The 13,851-nt window shown below is 61.2% G+C and carries 15 protein-coding genes and 6 tRNA genes; 20 read left to right on the top strand and 1 reads right to left on the bottom strand.

The window, feature by feature from the left end; translation table 11 throughout:
• Positions 1-2 precede the first annotated feature (2 nt).
• On the bottom strand, positions 3-1,109 hold the full coding sequence (locus CHU95_RS13245; RefSeq protein WP_165772161.1) for a DUF2066 domain-containing protein: 1,107 nt from the start codon (positions 1,107-1,109) through the stop codon (positions 3-5).
• Between the two features lie 111 nt (positions 1,110-1,220).
• Between CHU95_RS13245 and purM the strand changes: the two genes are divergently transcribed.
• The 20 genes from purM to nuoF all read left to right on the top strand — a co-directional run bounded on the left by purM (position 1,221) and on the right by nuoF (position 13,850).
• Positions 1,221-2,279, top strand: coding sequence for a phosphoribosylformylglycinamidine cyclo-ligase (gene purM, locus CHU95_RS13250; RefSeq protein ID WP_094456828.1), 1,059 nt, complete (start codon positions 1,221-1,223; stop codon positions 2,277-2,279).
• Entirely contained in the window at positions 2,276-2,920 is a 645-nt protein-coding gene (gene purN / locus CHU95_RS13255) for a phosphoribosylglycinamide formyltransferase (protein ID WP_094456829.1), read from the top strand. The genes purM and purN overlap by 4 nt, the downstream gene beginning before the upstream one ends.
• A gap of 136 nt (positions 2,921-3,056) precedes the next feature.
• Entirely contained in the window at positions 3,057-3,149 is a 93-nt protein-coding gene (locus CHU95_RS23215) for a DUF805 domain-containing protein (RefSeq protein WP_133065523.1), read from the top strand.
• Positions 3,136-3,615, top strand: a complete 480-nt coding sequence (locus CHU95_RS13260) for a GNAT family N-acetyltransferase (protein ID WP_165772162.1) — start codon at positions 3,136-3,138, stop codon at positions 3,613-3,615. The genes CHU95_RS23215 and CHU95_RS13260 overlap by 14 nt, the downstream gene beginning before the upstream one ends.
• Before the next feature lie 92 nt (positions 3,616-3,707).
• Positions 3,708-3,932, top strand: a complete 225-nt coding sequence (locus CHU95_RS13265) for an aa3-type cytochrome c oxidase subunit IV (protein WP_094456831.1) — start codon at positions 3,708-3,710, stop codon at positions 3,930-3,932.
• Between the two features lie 284 nt (positions 3,933-4,216).
• Positions 4,217-6,625, top strand: a complete 2,409-nt coding sequence (gene lon / locus CHU95_RS13270) for an endopeptidase La (RefSeq protein ID WP_094456832.1) — start codon at positions 4,217-4,219, stop codon at positions 6,623-6,625.
• Between the two features lie 145 nt (positions 6,626-6,770).
• Entirely contained in the window at positions 6,771-7,043 is a 273-nt protein-coding gene (locus CHU95_RS13275) for an HU family DNA-binding protein (RefSeq protein WP_094456833.1), read from the top strand.
• A 381-nt stretch (positions 7,044-7,424) separates the two neighbouring features.
• Positions 7,425-7,499: transfer RNA gene (locus CHU95_RS13280), tRNA-Val, on the top strand.
• A gap of 126 nt (positions 7,500-7,625) precedes the next feature.
• A complete protein-coding gene (locus tag CHU95_RS13285) occupies positions 7,626-7,850 on the top strand; it encodes a hypothetical protein (protein ID WP_094456834.1) in 225 nt (74 codons plus the stop codon).
• Positions 7,851-7,963: 113 nt separating this feature from the next.
• A tRNA-Asp gene (locus CHU95_RS13290) sits at positions 7,964-8,040 on the top strand.
• Positions 8,041-8,091: 51 nt separating this feature from the next.
• A tRNA-Asp gene (locus tag CHU95_RS13295) sits at positions 8,092-8,168 on the top strand.
• A gap of 50 nt (positions 8,169-8,218) precedes the next feature.
• Positions 8,219-8,295, top strand: a tRNA-Asp gene (locus tag CHU95_RS13300).
• 51 nt (positions 8,296-8,346) lie between these two features.
• Positions 8,347-8,423: transfer RNA gene (locus CHU95_RS13305), tRNA-Asp, on the top strand.
• Positions 8,424-8,473: 50 nt separating this feature from the next.
• Positions 8,474-8,550, top strand: a tRNA-Asp gene (locus CHU95_RS13310).
• Positions 8,551-9,001: 451 nt separating this feature from the next.
• Positions 9,002-9,370, top strand: a complete 369-nt coding sequence (locus CHU95_RS13315; protein WP_094457226.1) for an NADH-quinone oxidoreductase subunit A — start codon at positions 9,002-9,004, stop codon at positions 9,368-9,370.
• 29 nt (positions 9,371-9,399) lie between these two features.
• Complete coding sequence (locus tag CHU95_RS13320; RefSeq protein WP_094456835.1) at positions 9,400-9,969, top strand: NuoB/complex I 20 kDa subunit family protein; 570 nt, start codon at positions 9,400-9,402, stop codon at positions 9,967-9,969.
• A 28-nt stretch (positions 9,970-9,997) separates the two neighbouring features.
• A complete protein-coding gene (locus tag CHU95_RS13325; protein ID WP_094456836.1) occupies positions 9,998-10,642 on the top strand; it encodes an NADH-quinone oxidoreductase subunit C in 645 nt (214 codons plus the stop codon).
• 99 nt (positions 10,643-10,741) lie between these two features.
• On the top strand, positions 10,742-11,896 hold the full coding sequence (locus CHU95_RS13330; protein ID WP_245838315.1) for an NADH-quinone oxidoreductase subunit D: 1,155 nt from the start codon (positions 10,742-10,744) through the stop codon (positions 11,894-11,896).
• Positions 11,893-12,537, top strand: coding sequence for an NADH-quinone oxidoreductase subunit NuoE (gene nuoE / locus CHU95_RS13335; RefSeq protein ID WP_094456838.1), 645 nt, complete (start codon positions 11,893-11,895; stop codon positions 12,535-12,537). Before CHU95_RS13330 ends, nuoE begins: the two co-directional genes overlap by 4 nt.
• A 14-nt stretch (positions 12,538-12,551) precedes the next feature.
• The gene (nuoF, locus tag CHU95_RS13340) at positions 12,552-13,850 is read left to right on the top strand and encodes an NADH-quinone oxidoreductase subunit NuoF (protein ID WP_094456839.1); all 1,299 of its coding nucleotides are present in this window, start codon (positions 12,552-12,554) and stop codon (positions 13,848-13,850) included.
• Position 13,851 lies beyond the last annotated feature (1 nt).

The following is a 13,851-nucleotide window of genomic DNA, read 5'->3' on the forward strand; positions in this document are numbered from 1 at the left end:
ATTCACCGCATGGCCCGCAGCACCGGCCCATCGGCTCCGTCCTCCAGCACCAGATCGTGCTGGGCCAGGGCGATGCGCAATTGCGCGATATCGCCGGCATGGCGCAGGTCCAGGACGGCGTTACTGCGGGACAGGCTGGTGATTGTTGTCTGAGTGATGGTGTTGATACCGGCCAGACGTCGGCGGATGGACAACCACCCGGCCTGATCGGCAAAGCTGGCCGTCAGGGTCAAATCAGACAGGGCACCGCCCGCAATTTGCGTGGCTGCGGTCCAGCGTTCCTCGAACCGGTGGGTGACCGCTTCCACGGCCGCGCGATGGGTGGGATTGACCGCGTCGCCGGCCTCGCTGGGCAGTGGGGGTTGGGTCAGGCTGAAACTTTCCGCAGGACCTGTGGCCGGGTGCAGCGCAACCGTCACCGTCAGGCCCGTCTCTGGTGTACCGCTGGCGACAATCACCGCCACATCGCCCGCCCCGTATCGGTCGGCAATACGGCGCAGGGCCGTTGCATCACCGGCCAGCGCCTGTTCGACGCCGATATCGGCCACATCGGCGGCTTCCCCGAACGGCACCGTTACCGGCACCAGCCCGCCCTGTTGGGGGGCCAGATCGGCCCAAGCCTGCCGCCAGGCCGTGCCCGTTTGCCACAGGACCGGCGTGCCGCCAGACTGATCCACGGGCAAAACCAGAGTCGGCTTTGACCGCACCTCGGCGTAAGCGACATTGTTGGCGCGCAGATAGGTGCGCAGAGCGGCGCCGTTGAACCGAATGGCCAGCTTGCCAACATAGCGGGTTGCTGATGTCCGCTCCTCTTGGATCTCAAAGCTCTGCACCATCCGTTCGATGACGTCGGACGGGACAGGGGGCAGGGCCGTGCGTGTCCCATCGACGGTCAGCCTGTCGAACAGCAGGTCGAATGCCTTGCGCTGTGCCTCTCGAACGCCCTGATCGCGGGCTAGATTGGCATTGCCGGAGGAAATATCGACACCGACATCCCGCACCGTGAACAGGTCGTCCACCGCCTGACCGGAGGCCGGTAGGGCCAGGCCCAGGGCGATCAGGGTGACAGACAGGCTTTTGCGCAGGGCGGGGGTGCGGATGACCGGCATTGCCTTGAATTCCGATGTTGCTATGTTCGGCGCCAAATCCGGGGTGCGGCAGGCCACCATGGGCTTTCTACCCCACCCCGGCACCGTTACGCCAGCAGTGAGGGCCAGGGCATGAGCAGCTATTCCTACCGGGATGCCGGTGTCGATATCGACGCGGGCAACGCACTGGTTGATGCGATCAAGCCGCTGGCCAAGTCCACCGCCCGGTCCGGCTCCGATGCCGGCCTGGGCGGGTTTGGGGCGCTGTTCGATCTGCGTGCCGCCGGCTTCCATGATCCGCTGCTGGTCTCCACCACCGATGGGGTTGGCACCAAGCTGAAGGTCGCCATCGACGCCAACAAGCATGACACGGTCGGTATCGATCTGGTCGCGATGTGTGTGAACGATTTGGTTGTCCAGGGCGCCGAACCGCTGTTGTTCCTGGATTACTACGCCACCGGCAAGCTGGACGTGACCGCTGGTCGTGCCATCGTCGCCGGCATCGCCGAGGGTTGCCGTCAGGCCGGCTGTGCCCTGGTCGGCGGGGAGACGGCGGAAATGCCGGGCATGTATGCCCATGGCGATTATGATCTGGCCGGCTTCTCCGTGGGTGCCGTCGAACGTTCCCAGGTGCTGATCGGTGACAAGGTCGCCGCCGGCGACGTCGTGCTGGGCCTTGCTTCCAGTGGTGTGCATTCCAATGGCTATTCGCTGGTGCGCAAACTGGTCGGCGTGTCTGGCCTGACCTATGACAGTGCCTGTCCCTGGGATGCGTCGCGCAGTCTGGGTGACGCACTGCTGACGCCGACGCGCATCTATGTGAAGTCGGTCCTGGCCGCCGTGCGCGCCGGCACGGTCAATGCGTTGGCCCATATTACGGGTGGCGGGTTGATCGAGAATATTCCGCGCGTGCTGCCCGATGGCCTGGGCGTGGATCTGGACGCAGCATCCTGGGACCTGCCGCCGGTGTTCGGCTGGTTGATGAAGACGGGCAATGTCGCGGCCCCGGAAATGGCCCGCACCTTCAATTGCGGTATCGGCATGGTGGTTGTTGTGCCTGCCGACAAGGCGGATGAAGCCACGCGCATCTTGGCTGATGGTGGTGAGACGGTGCAGCGTATAGGTACCGTGGTGCCACGTGGCAATGACGGCCACCGTGTTGTGATCACGGGCCTGGAGCGCTGGTCGTGAGAGTGCGTCTGGGCGTGCTGATCTCGGGCCGGGGCAGTAACCTGCAGGCCCTGATCGACGCTGCCAGCGATCCCACCTACCCGGCGGAGGTGGCGCTTGTCATCTCCAACAAGGCGGATGCCGCCGGCCTGGAAAGGGCGCGTGCCGCCGGTATCGCGACCCTGGTGCTAAAGCCGAAGGATTTCGCCAACAAGGCAGCGCACGAGGCGGCGATGACAACGGCATTGCAGGAGGCCGGCGTCGGTCTGGTCTGCCTTGCCGGCTATATGCGCCTGCTGTCGCCCGTGTTTGTTGCGGCATGGCACAACCGGCTGATCAATATCCATCCCTCTCTGCTGCCCTCCTTCCCTGGCCTGGATACGCACGCCCGGGCCATAGAGGCCGGCGTGTGGCTCCATGGGTGCACCGTGCATTATGTGCGGGTGGAGATGGATACAGGCCCGATCATCGTGCAGGCCGCTGTGCCCGTCGGTGATGATGACACGCCCGACAGCCTGTCTGCCCGCGTGCTGGAGCAGGAGCACAAGGCCTATCCCCTGGCCGTGCGGTTGATCGCAGAAGGGCGGGTGACGGTGGAGGGGGATCGGGCTTTGGTAAAGCGGGCTGGGGTCGCTTTGACGACGGGGTTGCCGGAAGTCTGAGAGTGCGTTGCACGACCGGCATCTCTCTTGGCTGCTGCCATAGATCAATCCGACTAACCTGTCCGGAAATGATGACAAGGTCGTCATCGATTCTATGGGATTTTTCGAGGCTATATAATCGGCTCTGTCGAGGTACATGACTGTTACCGGCCGTGCGCGGCGCTCGGAATTCTGGTGGTGGTTCCTATTCACTCAAATCTTGAATGTTCCGTCGAATGCGAAAGCGTGACCTTATGATCGTCCGCCCCGCCACATCCGCTGACCTGCCCTTCATCCACAGCCTCGCCGTACGTCTGGCCGGTGCTGCCGACCTGTCCTGGCGCAGCGCTGACGAGGTGATGCGCTTCCAGCGACGTTTCATGCATGAGGCGCTGGAAGTGCCCAAGCCGGGCGCAGTGACCTTCATCGCCGAGGATACGACCGGTGAGCGCCTCGGCTTTGTCCATGCCGAGCCGATGTTGGACATTTTCACCGACCAGATCGCCGCCTATGTCCCCTTGATGGCCGTCACGGAGGCATCGGAAGGGCAGGGCGCGGCGCGGACCTTGATGGCGGCTGTGGAGAATTGGGCCAAAGGGGAGGGTTATGCGTCCCTGTCGCTGGACGTCTTTGCCAGCAACGCACGCGGTCGTGCCTTTTATGCCCGGTTGGGCTATGGGGAGGAGACATTGCGGCTGGTAAAGGACATTCGGTAGCACCCCCAACCGTTCGAGAACCCTTGTCAACCGCGTCCCCAACCCTTACACCATCGCGCAGAATTCCGTTGTCTCGTTCCGGGGAGAAAAAAATGGCCGGCGCTCATGGGCCCGTTGTGGTCGATAAGAAGCTCGTTAAGGAACATGCCGAGGGTTGGCATGCCTTTACCCGGTTCACCACCATTGGCGTCATCGCCGTGGTGCTGTTCCTGCTGATGATGCTGCTGCATTTCTTCGTGGGCTGGGGCTATGCGGTGTTGTTCATGCTGGTGGGTTATGTCGTGCTGACCATCGCCGCTCTGCTGGGCAAGGTATAAAGACGCTTTTGGTCTTTCACGCGACGCCACTCGGCGATTCCTGCGATGAAATACCGGGGTTTTCTGGGAAAAAGGGGCCGCCGGCCATGCCGTGCGGCCCCTTTTGCGTCCGCGGCAAACCCGCTAGTACGCCTTTGGCACGGTTCAAGCCCTTGAAGGGGGGGTGTGGCTGTGCCACGTTAACGTTGACGCCGTCACGGCCGTTTTTCCCGTGCCCATCTGGGGCGGGCGGTTGGTCCAGGCCCAGCGGGGCTGGCGGCATGAATATAGAAGGCTGACTTAAGATGCTGGACATCCCCCGCGGTGTTCTCTACCCGGTCCTCCCGTTGAGAGACATCGTCGTCTTCCCGCACATGATCGTCCCGTTGTTCGTGGGCCGTGAGAAATCGGTTCGCGCGCTGGAAGACGTGATGAAGGATGACAAGCAGATCCTGCTGGTCACCCAGAAGAACGCCTCCCAGGATGATCCCACGCCCGCTGATATCTTTTCTGTGGGCACGATCGGCACTGTGCTGCAGCTGCTGAAGCTGCCTGATGGAACCGTGAAGGTGCTGGTGGAGGGCGGTAAACGTGCTTCCATCACCAAGTTTGGTGATAATGAGGAGTTTTTCCAGGCTTACGCCGAACTGATCGACGAAAAGGTGGGTGAGGCCCAGGAGCTGGAAGCTCTCAGCCGTGCCGCCGTGTCTCAGTTTGAGCAATATATCAAGCTGAACAAGAAGATCCCGCCTGAAGTCCTGGTCTCCATCAACCAGATCGAGGAACCGGGCAAGCTGGCCGACACCATCGCCAGCCACCTCCAGCTCAAGATTCCTGAGAAGCAGCAGTTGCTGGAGACCCCGACGGTCGCCGAGCGGCTGGAGCGGGTCTATGCCTTCATGGAAGGAGAGATCGGCGTTCTGCAGGTGGAAAAGCGCATCCGCAATCGCGTGAAGCGCCAGATGGAGAAGACCCAGCGCGAGTATTATCTGAATGAGCAAATGAAGGCCATTCAGAAGGAACTTGGCGAGGGCGAGGACGGCAAGGACGAGGTTGCGGAGATCGAGGAAAAGATCGCCAAGACCAAATTCAGCAAGGAAGCCCGCGAAAAGGCCCTGGCCGAGGTCAAGAAGCTGCGCACCATGAGCCCGATGAGCGCCGAGGCGACCGTCGTGCGCAACTATCTGGACTGGATGCTGTCCATTCCCTGGAAGAAGCGCAGCAAGGTCAAGAAGGACATTAAGGGCGCTGAGGCGATCCTCAATGCCGATCATCACGGTCTGGAGAAGGTCAAGGAACGCATCCTGGAGTACCTGGCCGTTCAGCAGCGGATGGACAAGGTGAAGGGTCCGATCCTGTGTCTGGTCGGGCCGCCGGGCGTCGGCAAAACCTCGCTGGGCAAGTCCATTGCCAAGGCCACTGGCCGTAACTTTGTCCGCATGTCACTGGGTGGTGTGCGGGATGAGGCTGAGGTGCGCGGCCATCGCCGGACCTATATCGGCTCCATGCCCGGAAAGGTCATCCAGGGCATGAAGAAGGCTAAGACCTCCAATCCTCTGTTCTTGCTGGACGAGATCGACAAGCTGGGCGCGGATTGGCGTGGTGACCCGTCATCGGCGCTGCTGGAAGTGCTCGACCCAGAACAGAACAGCACCTTTGCCGACCATTATCTGGAAGTCGATTACGACCTGTCTGACGTGATGTTCGTCTGCACGGCCAACTCGCTGCGGATGCCGCAGCCGCTGCTGGACCGGATGGAGATCATTCGTCTGGCCGGTTACACCGAAGATGAGAAGGTGGAGATTGCCAAGCGCCACCTGATCGCCAAGCAGGTGGCCGATCATGGTCTGAAGGCCGGTGAATTCTCCATCACCGATGAAGCCCTGCGCGACCTGATCCGCTATTACACGCGCGAAGCCGGTGTGCGCTCGCTGGAGCGGGAAATCGCCAACCTGGCGCGCAAGGCCATCAAAGAGATCCTGATGAAGGGTCTCGACAAGGTGAAGGTCACGCCGAAGAACCTGGAAAAGTTTGCGGGCGTGAAACGTTTCCGATTCGGTGAGGCAGAACTGGAGGATCAGGTCGGTGCCACCACCGGTCTGGCCTGGACCGAGGTGGGCGGCGAGATTCTGACCATCGAAGCCGTTATGCTCCGTGGCAAGGGCCGTATCCAGACAACGGGCAAGTTGGGCGATGTCATGAAGGAATCGGTGCAAGCCGCCGAATCCTATGTGAAGGCCAATGCTCTGAAGTTCGGGATCAAGCCCACGCTGTTCGAGAAGCGTGACATCCATGTTCATGTGCCGGAAGGGGCGACCCCGAAGGACGGCCCGTCGGCCGGTGTGGCCATGATTACCACCATCGTGTCCGTCCTGACGGGCATCGCGGTGGCCAAGGATATTGCCATGACGGGGGAGATCACCCTGCGCGGTAAGGTTCTGGCCATTGGCGGCCTGAAAGAGAAACTGCTGGCGGCACTGCGAGCGGGAATCAAGCGCGTCCTGATTCCCAAGGACAACGAGAAGGACCTGGCCGAAATCCCCGACAATGTGAAAAAGGGCCTGACCATCATCCCGGTTTCAACCGTTGATGAGGTCATTGCGCAGGCTTTGGTCACGGCACCGGTCGGAATCGAGTGGTCGGAGCCCGAAGAAGTGGCCCAGGTCCCCGGAAAAGCTGGGGATGAGGAGCGTGACGGCGTGATTCGGCATTGAAGTGTGCCGTGAAATCGTGTGAATTGGGTTCCCGCCGCTACCCGCACAAATCCTTGGTGCTGGCGGCGGAACCTATCCTTACGAATGCCTGGGAACAGTTTTCGGGCATGTGCAACCGATACTCTCTTGATGAGGGGGGCCTTAAGTGAACAAGAACGATCTCGTTGCCGTGGTCGCCGAAGCGGCTGGTTTGTCCAAGGCGGACGCGAACAAGGCCGTGGATGCGGTCTTCGATGGGATCACCGGCGCGCTGCAGAAGGGCGACGAAGTGCGTCTGGTTGGTTTCGGCACCTTTGCCGTGGCTGAACGCGCTGCTTCCGAGGGCCGTAACCCCCGCACCGGTGAGAAGATTTCCATCGCCGCCTCCAAGCAGCCGAAGTTCAAGCCCGGCAAGGGCCTGAAGGACGCGCTGAACTGAGCGACACTGTCGTGGGAATGCCCGGCGTGATGCCGGGCACCTGATGATGGATAGAACGGGCGGCCGCAAGGTGCGCCCGTTTCTCATTTCCGCGATCTGGCATGACCAGGGGCAACAGCCTAACATCCATGCAGCATTCACGGCGAGGCACATGAGGCCTTTGTCTGTGGTCAACTGTTGATTGGTATAGGGCAGCGGCGGCGACTGACCTCCTGCGGTTTCCCGGCTGCGGTCGATCCCTGGATTTGAGCATCTACGCCGTCGTCGTCGATCGGAAGTCCGGGTGTGGTGGTTGCAGCAGGACATTGTTTCGTCCACATAATCAACTTCCCTGTTGACCTTGGCGTTTTCGCCGCTATTGTCCCGGCCATCGAACGGTAAGGGCGGTTAGCTCAGAGGTAGAGCTTCGGTTTTACACACCGCAGGTCGGGGGTTCGACTCCCTCACCGCCCACCATCTCCCATCGTTCCTCCCTCAAAATCTTTGACCATTCCACCTGTCGCCTTGTTGGTGGAACAGGTATGGTGAAGCCTGACATGCGACCTCTTGCGGTCGCTGGATGGGAAAGAGGGAAGGCGCTTCGTGACCGATTCTGCCGATCGTCGCCTGGGCGACCGCATCCTGGTCGCATTGGAACTGGCCATTGACCAGCAGGAACTGGAAATCGCTGAACAGCTCTGGCGTGCCTTGGAACTGGCATTGAGCCGGTATGGCGGCCCCGACGCTTTTGAAAAACGCGATCCGCCCGCCAACATGGACGATGTGTTGGATCGGTTGTTTGCCTTGCGGCGGGCGAAGGGTGGCTGACCGGCTTCGCGCTGTCGATTTCATGTTTGACAAGGGGTGCGGGGTCGAATATACACCCGCCCACCTCAGCGGCGGCGGGGCCAGGAACGGTTCTGACGCTGCTGGAAAAGTTTGCGGGTGTAGCTCAGTTGGTTAGAGCGCCGGCCTGTCACGCCGGAGGCCGCGGGTTCAAGTCCCGTCACTCGCGCCACTTTTCCTTCAGGGGTTCAGGAATGGGTTGACAGCCGTTCTGTCGTTTTGTGCGGGTGTAGCTCAGTTGGTTAGAGCGCCGGCCTGTCACGCCGGAGGCCGCGGGTTCAAGTCCCGTCACTCGCGCCACCCTTCCTGGTGGCCCGTCCCGGAGAGGACGTTAACTCCTTCCACCCTGCGCGGGTGTAGCTCAGTTGGTTAGAGCGCCGGCCTGTCACGCCGGAGGCCGCGGGTTCAAGTCCCGTCACTCGCGCCACTTTTCCTTCAGGGGTTCAGGAATGGGTTGACAGCCGTTCTGTCGTTTTGTGCGGGTGTAGCTCAGTTGGTTAGAGCGCCGGCCTGTCACGCCGGAGGCCGCGGGTTCAAGTCCCGTCACTCGCGCCACCCTTCCTGGTGGCCCGTCCCGGAGAGGACGTTAACTCCTTCCACCCTGCGCGGGTGTAGCTCAGTTGGTTAGAGCGCCGGCCTGTCACGCCGGAGGCCGCGGGTTCAAGTCCCGTCACTCGCGCCACCCTGCCTTCAGACCAGACAAACAAGGCGGAACCCCGACCAAGGTCGGGTAATTGAATTCCACAGTTCCAGCAAATTTAAAATCGCAGCATTCCCCATTCGGGAAGATGCTGAATTTTTGCATTTCCGCGTGGCTCGCTGTGGCCATGCATTTGACGCCATTGAGTAATCCCTGCGACGCAACGCTGGTTTGCCGCGACGCACCAAATGGCGGAACAGCGAGCGTTTTCGGCCAGTTGCGAACGTTTATCAGCCCAGAAAATGGCGTAATTCGCTTTCCTTCCTGTGTGGACGGGGCCTATATTCCCGTGGGCTCCGGGTTCCCCTGGCGGCCTTCCTGGTCCATGAACCGCCCGCGGTCGCGACACATAGAACATCGGCCCGAGCCTGTCGGCCCGATGGTTTGCTGTGGCGCGTCGCCGGGCTGAACCGGTGTAACGATGTCCGATCCGATGTCCAACCCGCTGCTGGTGCAGTATCTGCCGATCCTGGTCTTCCTGGCGATTGCCACGGTGGTGGCCGGCGCGATGATCGCGGCCTCTCTGGTGGTGGGCAAGCAGAAGCCTGACGCCGAGAAGCTGTCCGCCTATGAGTGCGGCTTTGAAGCGTTTGAGGATGCACGCAGCAAGTTCGACGTCCGCTTCTATCTGGTCTCGATCCTGTTCATCATCTTTGACCTGGAAGTGGCCTTCCTGTTCCCGTGGGCGATCGCCCTGGGTGATATCGGCATGTTCGGTTTCTGGTCGATGATGGTGTTCCTGGGCATCCTGACCATCGGCTTCATTTATGAATGGAAGAAGGGCGCGCTGGAGTGGGAGTAATCCCGTCCAGCCAGCTTGGGAGCGATATGATGAGCAGCAGCAATCTCGTCACCACCAATCAGGTTGTGGGCAACACCAGCCCCCTGCCGCCCGGCCCGGCACAGGAAGCCTATCTGAATGCGGTCACCACCGAACTGAACGACAAGGGTTTCCTGGTCGCCAAGTACGATGATCTGCTGAACTGGGCCCGCACTGGCTCGTTGTGGCCCATGACCTTCGGTCTGGCCTGCTGTGCCGTGGAGATGATCCACGCCTACATGGCGCGCTATGATCTTGACCGGTTTGGTGTGATCCCGCGTCCCAGCCCGCGCCAGTCCGACGTGATGATCGTCGCCGGCACGCTGTGCAACAAGATGGCCCCGGCATTGCGCAAGGTCTATGACCAGATGGCCGAACCGCGCTGGGTCATCTCGATGGGTAGCTGCGCCAATGGCGGCGGCTATTATCACTATTCCTATTCGGTGGTGCGCGGCTGCGATCGTATCGTGCCCGTTGATATCTACGTGCCTGGTTGCCCGCCGACGGCGGAGGCGCTGGTTTACGGCATTCTGCAATTGCAGAAGAAGATCAAGGGCGGTAACCGCCTGATCCGCGCCTGACCTTGGTTATTGGACGAGGACGCTTAGGATGAGCGACGAGGCCCTCAAGGAACTCGGTGATTATATCGGCAACGCCTTGGGCGCTGCTGTGGTGAAGACCGAGGTCGCCCATGGCGAGCTGGCCGTGACCCTGACGCGCGCCGCGCTGTTCAAGGGCATCCAGTTCCTGCGCGACGATTCGACCACCCATTGCGAAATGCTGGCCGACATTGCCGGTGTGGATTATCCCGACCGTGCCGAGCGGTTTGAGGTGGTCTATAACCTGTTGTCGGTGAAGCATAATCACCGCATCCGCGTGAAAGTGGCAACGGATGAGGACACGCCCGTGGCCTCCATCGTGTCGCTGTACCCTGTGGCAGGCTGGTTTGAGCGTGAGGCCTGGGATCTCTACGGTATCTTCTTCGCCGACAATCCCGACCTGCGCCGTATCCTCACCGATTATGGGTTCGAGGGTCATCCGCTGCGCAAGGATTTCCCGCTGACCGGGTTTGTTGAGCTGCGTTACGATGCCGAACAGCGCCGGGTGGTTTATGAGCCGGTGAAACTGACGCAGGATTTCCGCAGCTTCGACTTCCTGTCGCCCTGGGAAGGGATGACGGATGTGCAGTTGCCGGGCGATGAAAAGGCCGTTATCCCGCTGGCGGTGCGTCCCGCCATCGCGGACAAGCGTTAAGGGGGCCAGGAGATGGCAACGACCACCGTCGCGACCGAAGCCGGGCTGTCCCTCTCGGCACCCGCCACCCAGGGCGAAGTGCAGATCAAGCCCTTGACCATGAATTTCGGTCCCCAGCATCCGGCCGCCCATGGCGTGCTGCGTCTGGTGATGGAAATGGATGGCGAGGTGGTGGAACGGGCTGATCCGCATATCGGGTTGCTGCACCGCGGTACCGAAAAGCTGATCGAGTACAAGACCTATACCCAGGCCACGCCTTACTTCGACCGGCTGGACTATGTGTCTCCGATGTCGATGGAGCACACCTGGGTGTTGGCCGTCGAAAAACTGTTGGGCATCACCCCGCCCAAGCGTGGTCAGTATATCCGCGTACTGTTTGCGGAAATTACCCGCATCCTGAACCATCTGCTCAACCTCACCACCTTCGCGCTGGATGTTGGCGCCATCACGCCGGCCCTCTGGGGCTTTGAAGAGCGTGAGAAGCTGATGGAGTTTTATGAGCGGGTGTCGGGTGCACGCCTGCATGCCAACTATTTCCGCCCTGGTGGTGTGAACCTGGACCTGCCGGCTGGGCTGGCCGATGATATCGCCGCCTATTTCGACACCTTCCCCAAGTTCATGGCTGATCTCGAAGGTCTGCTGACCGAGAACCGGGTGTTCAAGCAGCGCACCGTTGATATCGGTGTGGTCAGTGCTGCTGATGCGCTGGCCTGGGGCTTCTCCGGTCCGATGCTGCGTGGCTCCAATGTAGCCTGGGATTTGCGCAAGGCGCAGCCCTATGACAGCTACGAGGAGTTTGAATTTGATGTGCCGGTTGGCCTGACCGGCGATTGTTATGCCCGCTATCTGGTTCGCATGGAGGAGATGAAACAGTCGATGTTCATCATCCGTCAGGCGCTGGACAAGCTGGCCAAGACGCCGGGCCCCGTGAAGGCCAACGACCGCAAGGTCACGCCGCCCACCCGTGGCGAAATGAAGCGCTCGATGGAAGCGCTGATCCACCATTTCAAACTGTACACCGAAGGCTATCACGTGCCGGCCGGCGAAACCTACACGGCGACCGAATCGCCGAAGGGGGAACTGGGCGTGTATCTGGTGGCTGACGGAACGAACCGCCCGTATCGCTGCAAGATTCGCCCCACCGGCTTCTCGCACCTGCAGGCGATGGATTTCATGTCCAAGGGTCACATGCTCGCTGACGCGGTCGCGATCATCGGCTCCATGGACATCGTGTTCGGAGAGATTGATCGATGAGTGCCGCCCATTCCCATGGCCCCGCGGTCGCGGAGCCGACCAGCTTCGAATTCACCGCCGAGAATATCGAGCTGGCCAAGCGCATCATCGCCAAGTACCCCGAAGGCCGACAACAAAGCGCGGTGATGCCGTTGCTTGACCTGGCTCAGCGTCAGTGCGGCGGCTGGCTGCCCAAGGTCGCCATTGATTATGTGGCCCACTATCTCGACATGGCGCCGATCCGGGCGCTGGAGGTGGCGAGCTTCTATACGATGTATAATCTGAAGCCCGTCGGTAAGCATTTTGTCCAGGTCTGCACCACCACGCCTTGCTGGCTGCGCGGGTCGGATGAAGTGCTGCACGCCTGTGAGTCGAGGCTGGGTATCAAGCCGGGACAGACCACGGCGGATGGCCAGTTCACAGTGATCGAGGTGGAATGCCTTGGCGCCTGTGTGAACGCGCCCATGATGCAGATTGGCGACGATTTTTATGAGGATCTGACGGCGGAAACCACGACGGCAATCCTGGACGCCCTGGCGCGTGGCGAGAAGCCGGCGACGGGTCCGCAAAATGGTCGTATCCGCGCCTGCCCCTCGGGCGGCCCGACGACCCTGACGGAATCGGCCCTCAAGGCAGGCGTGAAGCCTGCTGGTCAGGCCTGAGAGGAGGGTGAACCATGCTTCGCGATGAAGACCGTATCTTCACCAACCTCTATGGCTTTGAAAGCCCGTTCCTCGACGGGGCCAAGGCCCGTGGCGACTGGTCCGGCACCAAGGAGATCCTGGATCTCGGTCGTGACAAGATCATTGATCTGGTGAAGGAGTCGGGCCTGCGCGGCCGTGGCGGTGCCGGTTTCTCCACCGGCATGAAATGGTCCTTCATGCCCAAGACCAGCAATGGCCCGGTCTATCTGGTGGTCAATGCCGACGAGGGTGAACCCGGTACCTGTAAGGACCGGGAGATCATGCGCCATGATCCGCACAAGCTGATTGAAGGCTGCCTGATCGCCGGTTTCGCTATCGGCGCCACCGCCACCTACATCTATATCCGTGGCGAGTTCTATTACGAGGCCGCCAATGTTCAGCGCGCGATTGACGAGGCCTATGCCTCGGGCCTGATTGGCAAGAATGCCTGTGGTTCCGGCTATGATCACGACGTCTATCTGCACCTGGGCGCTGGCGCCTATATCTGCGGTGAAGAGACGGCGCTGATCGAGAGCCTGGAAGGCAAAAAGGGCCAGCCGCGCAACAAGCCCCCGTTCCCCGCCATGGCCGGCCTCTACAGCCGCCCGACGACGGTGAATAATGTTGAATCCATCGCGGTGGTCCCGACCATTCTGCGCCGTGGTGCCTCCTGGTTCGCCAATCTGGGCCGTCCGAAGAACAGCGGTACCAAGCTGTTCTGCGTGTCGGGTCATGTGAACCAGCCGGCGACCGTCGAAGAAGAGATGGGCATCCCGCTGAAGGAACTGATCGAGAAACATTGCGGTGGTGTACGGGGCGGCTGGGATAACCTGCTGGCCATCATCCCCGGTGGCTCGTCGGTTCCGCTGCTGCCCAAGGAAATCTGCGACACCGTGCTGATGGATTTTGACAGCCTGCGTGATGTCCGATCGGGCCTGGGCACGGCGGCTGTCATCGTCATGGACAAGTCCACCGACATCGTGAAGGCCATTGCGCGGCTGTCCAAGTTCTACATGCATGAGAGCTGCGGCCAGTGCACACCCTGCCGTGAAGGCACGGGCTGGATGTGGCGTGTCATGGAACGTCTGGTGAAGGGACAGGCCCATGTCGAGGAGATCGACATGTTGCTGGACGTCACCAAGCAGGTTGAAGGCCACACCATCTGCGCGCTCGGCGACGCGGCGGCGTGGCCGATCCAGGGTCTGATGCGCCATTTCCGCCCGGAAGTGGAACGCCGCATCCTGGAATACCGCACGCGCGCCGATCGCGGCGCCCGTGTAGCGGCGGAGTGAG

The sequence above is a fragment of the Niveispirillum lacus genome (genome assembly GCF_002251795.1).
GTDB classification, from domain to species: domain Bacteria; phylum Pseudomonadota; class Alphaproteobacteria; order Azospirillales; family Azospirillaceae; genus Niveispirillum; species Niveispirillum lacus.

Bases quoted from the DNA above. Each gene is read 5' to 3' on its own strand.
- purM (WP_094456828.1), top strand. From the start codon at position 1,221: ATGAGCAGCTATTCCTACCGGGATGCCGGTGTCGATATCGACGCGGGC.
- CHU95_RS13325 (WP_094456836.1), top strand. From the start codon at position 9,998: ATGAGCGACGAGGCCCTCAAGGAACTCGGTGATTATATCGGCAACGCC.
- CHU95_RS13330 (WP_245838315.1), top strand. From the start codon at position 10,742: ATGAATTTCGGTCCCCAGCATCCGGCCGCCCATGGCGTGCTGCGTCTG.
- lon (WP_094456832.1), top strand. From the start codon at position 4,217: ATGCTGGACATCCCCCGCGGTGTTCTCTACCCGGTCCTCCCGTTGAGA.
- CHU95_RS13315 (WP_094457226.1), top strand. From the start codon at position 9,002: ATGTCCAACCCGCTGCTGGTGCAGTATCTGCCGATCCTGGTCTTCCTG.
- CHU95_RS23215 (WP_133065523.1), top strand. From the start codon at position 3,057: ATGACTGTTACCGGCCGTGCGCGGCGCTCGGAATTCTGGTGGTGGTTC.
- CHU95_RS13320 (WP_094456835.1), top strand. From the start codon at position 9,400: ATGAGCAGCAGCAATCTCGTCACCACCAATCAGGTTGTGGGCAACACC.
- CHU95_RS13245 (WP_165772161.1), bottom strand. From the start codon at position 1,109: ATGCCGGTCATCCGCACCCCCGCCCTGCGCAAAAGCCTGTCTGTCACC.
- CHU95_RS13265 (WP_094456831.1), top strand. From the start codon at position 3,708: ATGGCCGGCGCTCATGGGCCCGTTGTGGTCGATAAGAAGCTCGTTAAG.
- nuoF (WP_094456839.1), top strand. From the start codon at position 12,552: ATGCTTCGCGATGAAGACCGTATCTTCACCAACCTCTATGGCTTTGAA.
- CHU95_RS13260 (WP_165772162.1), top strand. From the start codon at position 3,136: ATGCGAAAGCGTGACCTTATGATCGTCCGCCCCGCCACATCCGCTGAC.
- nuoE (WP_094456838.1), top strand. From the start codon at position 11,893: ATGAGTGCCGCCCATTCCCATGGCCCCGCGGTCGCGGAGCCGACCAGC.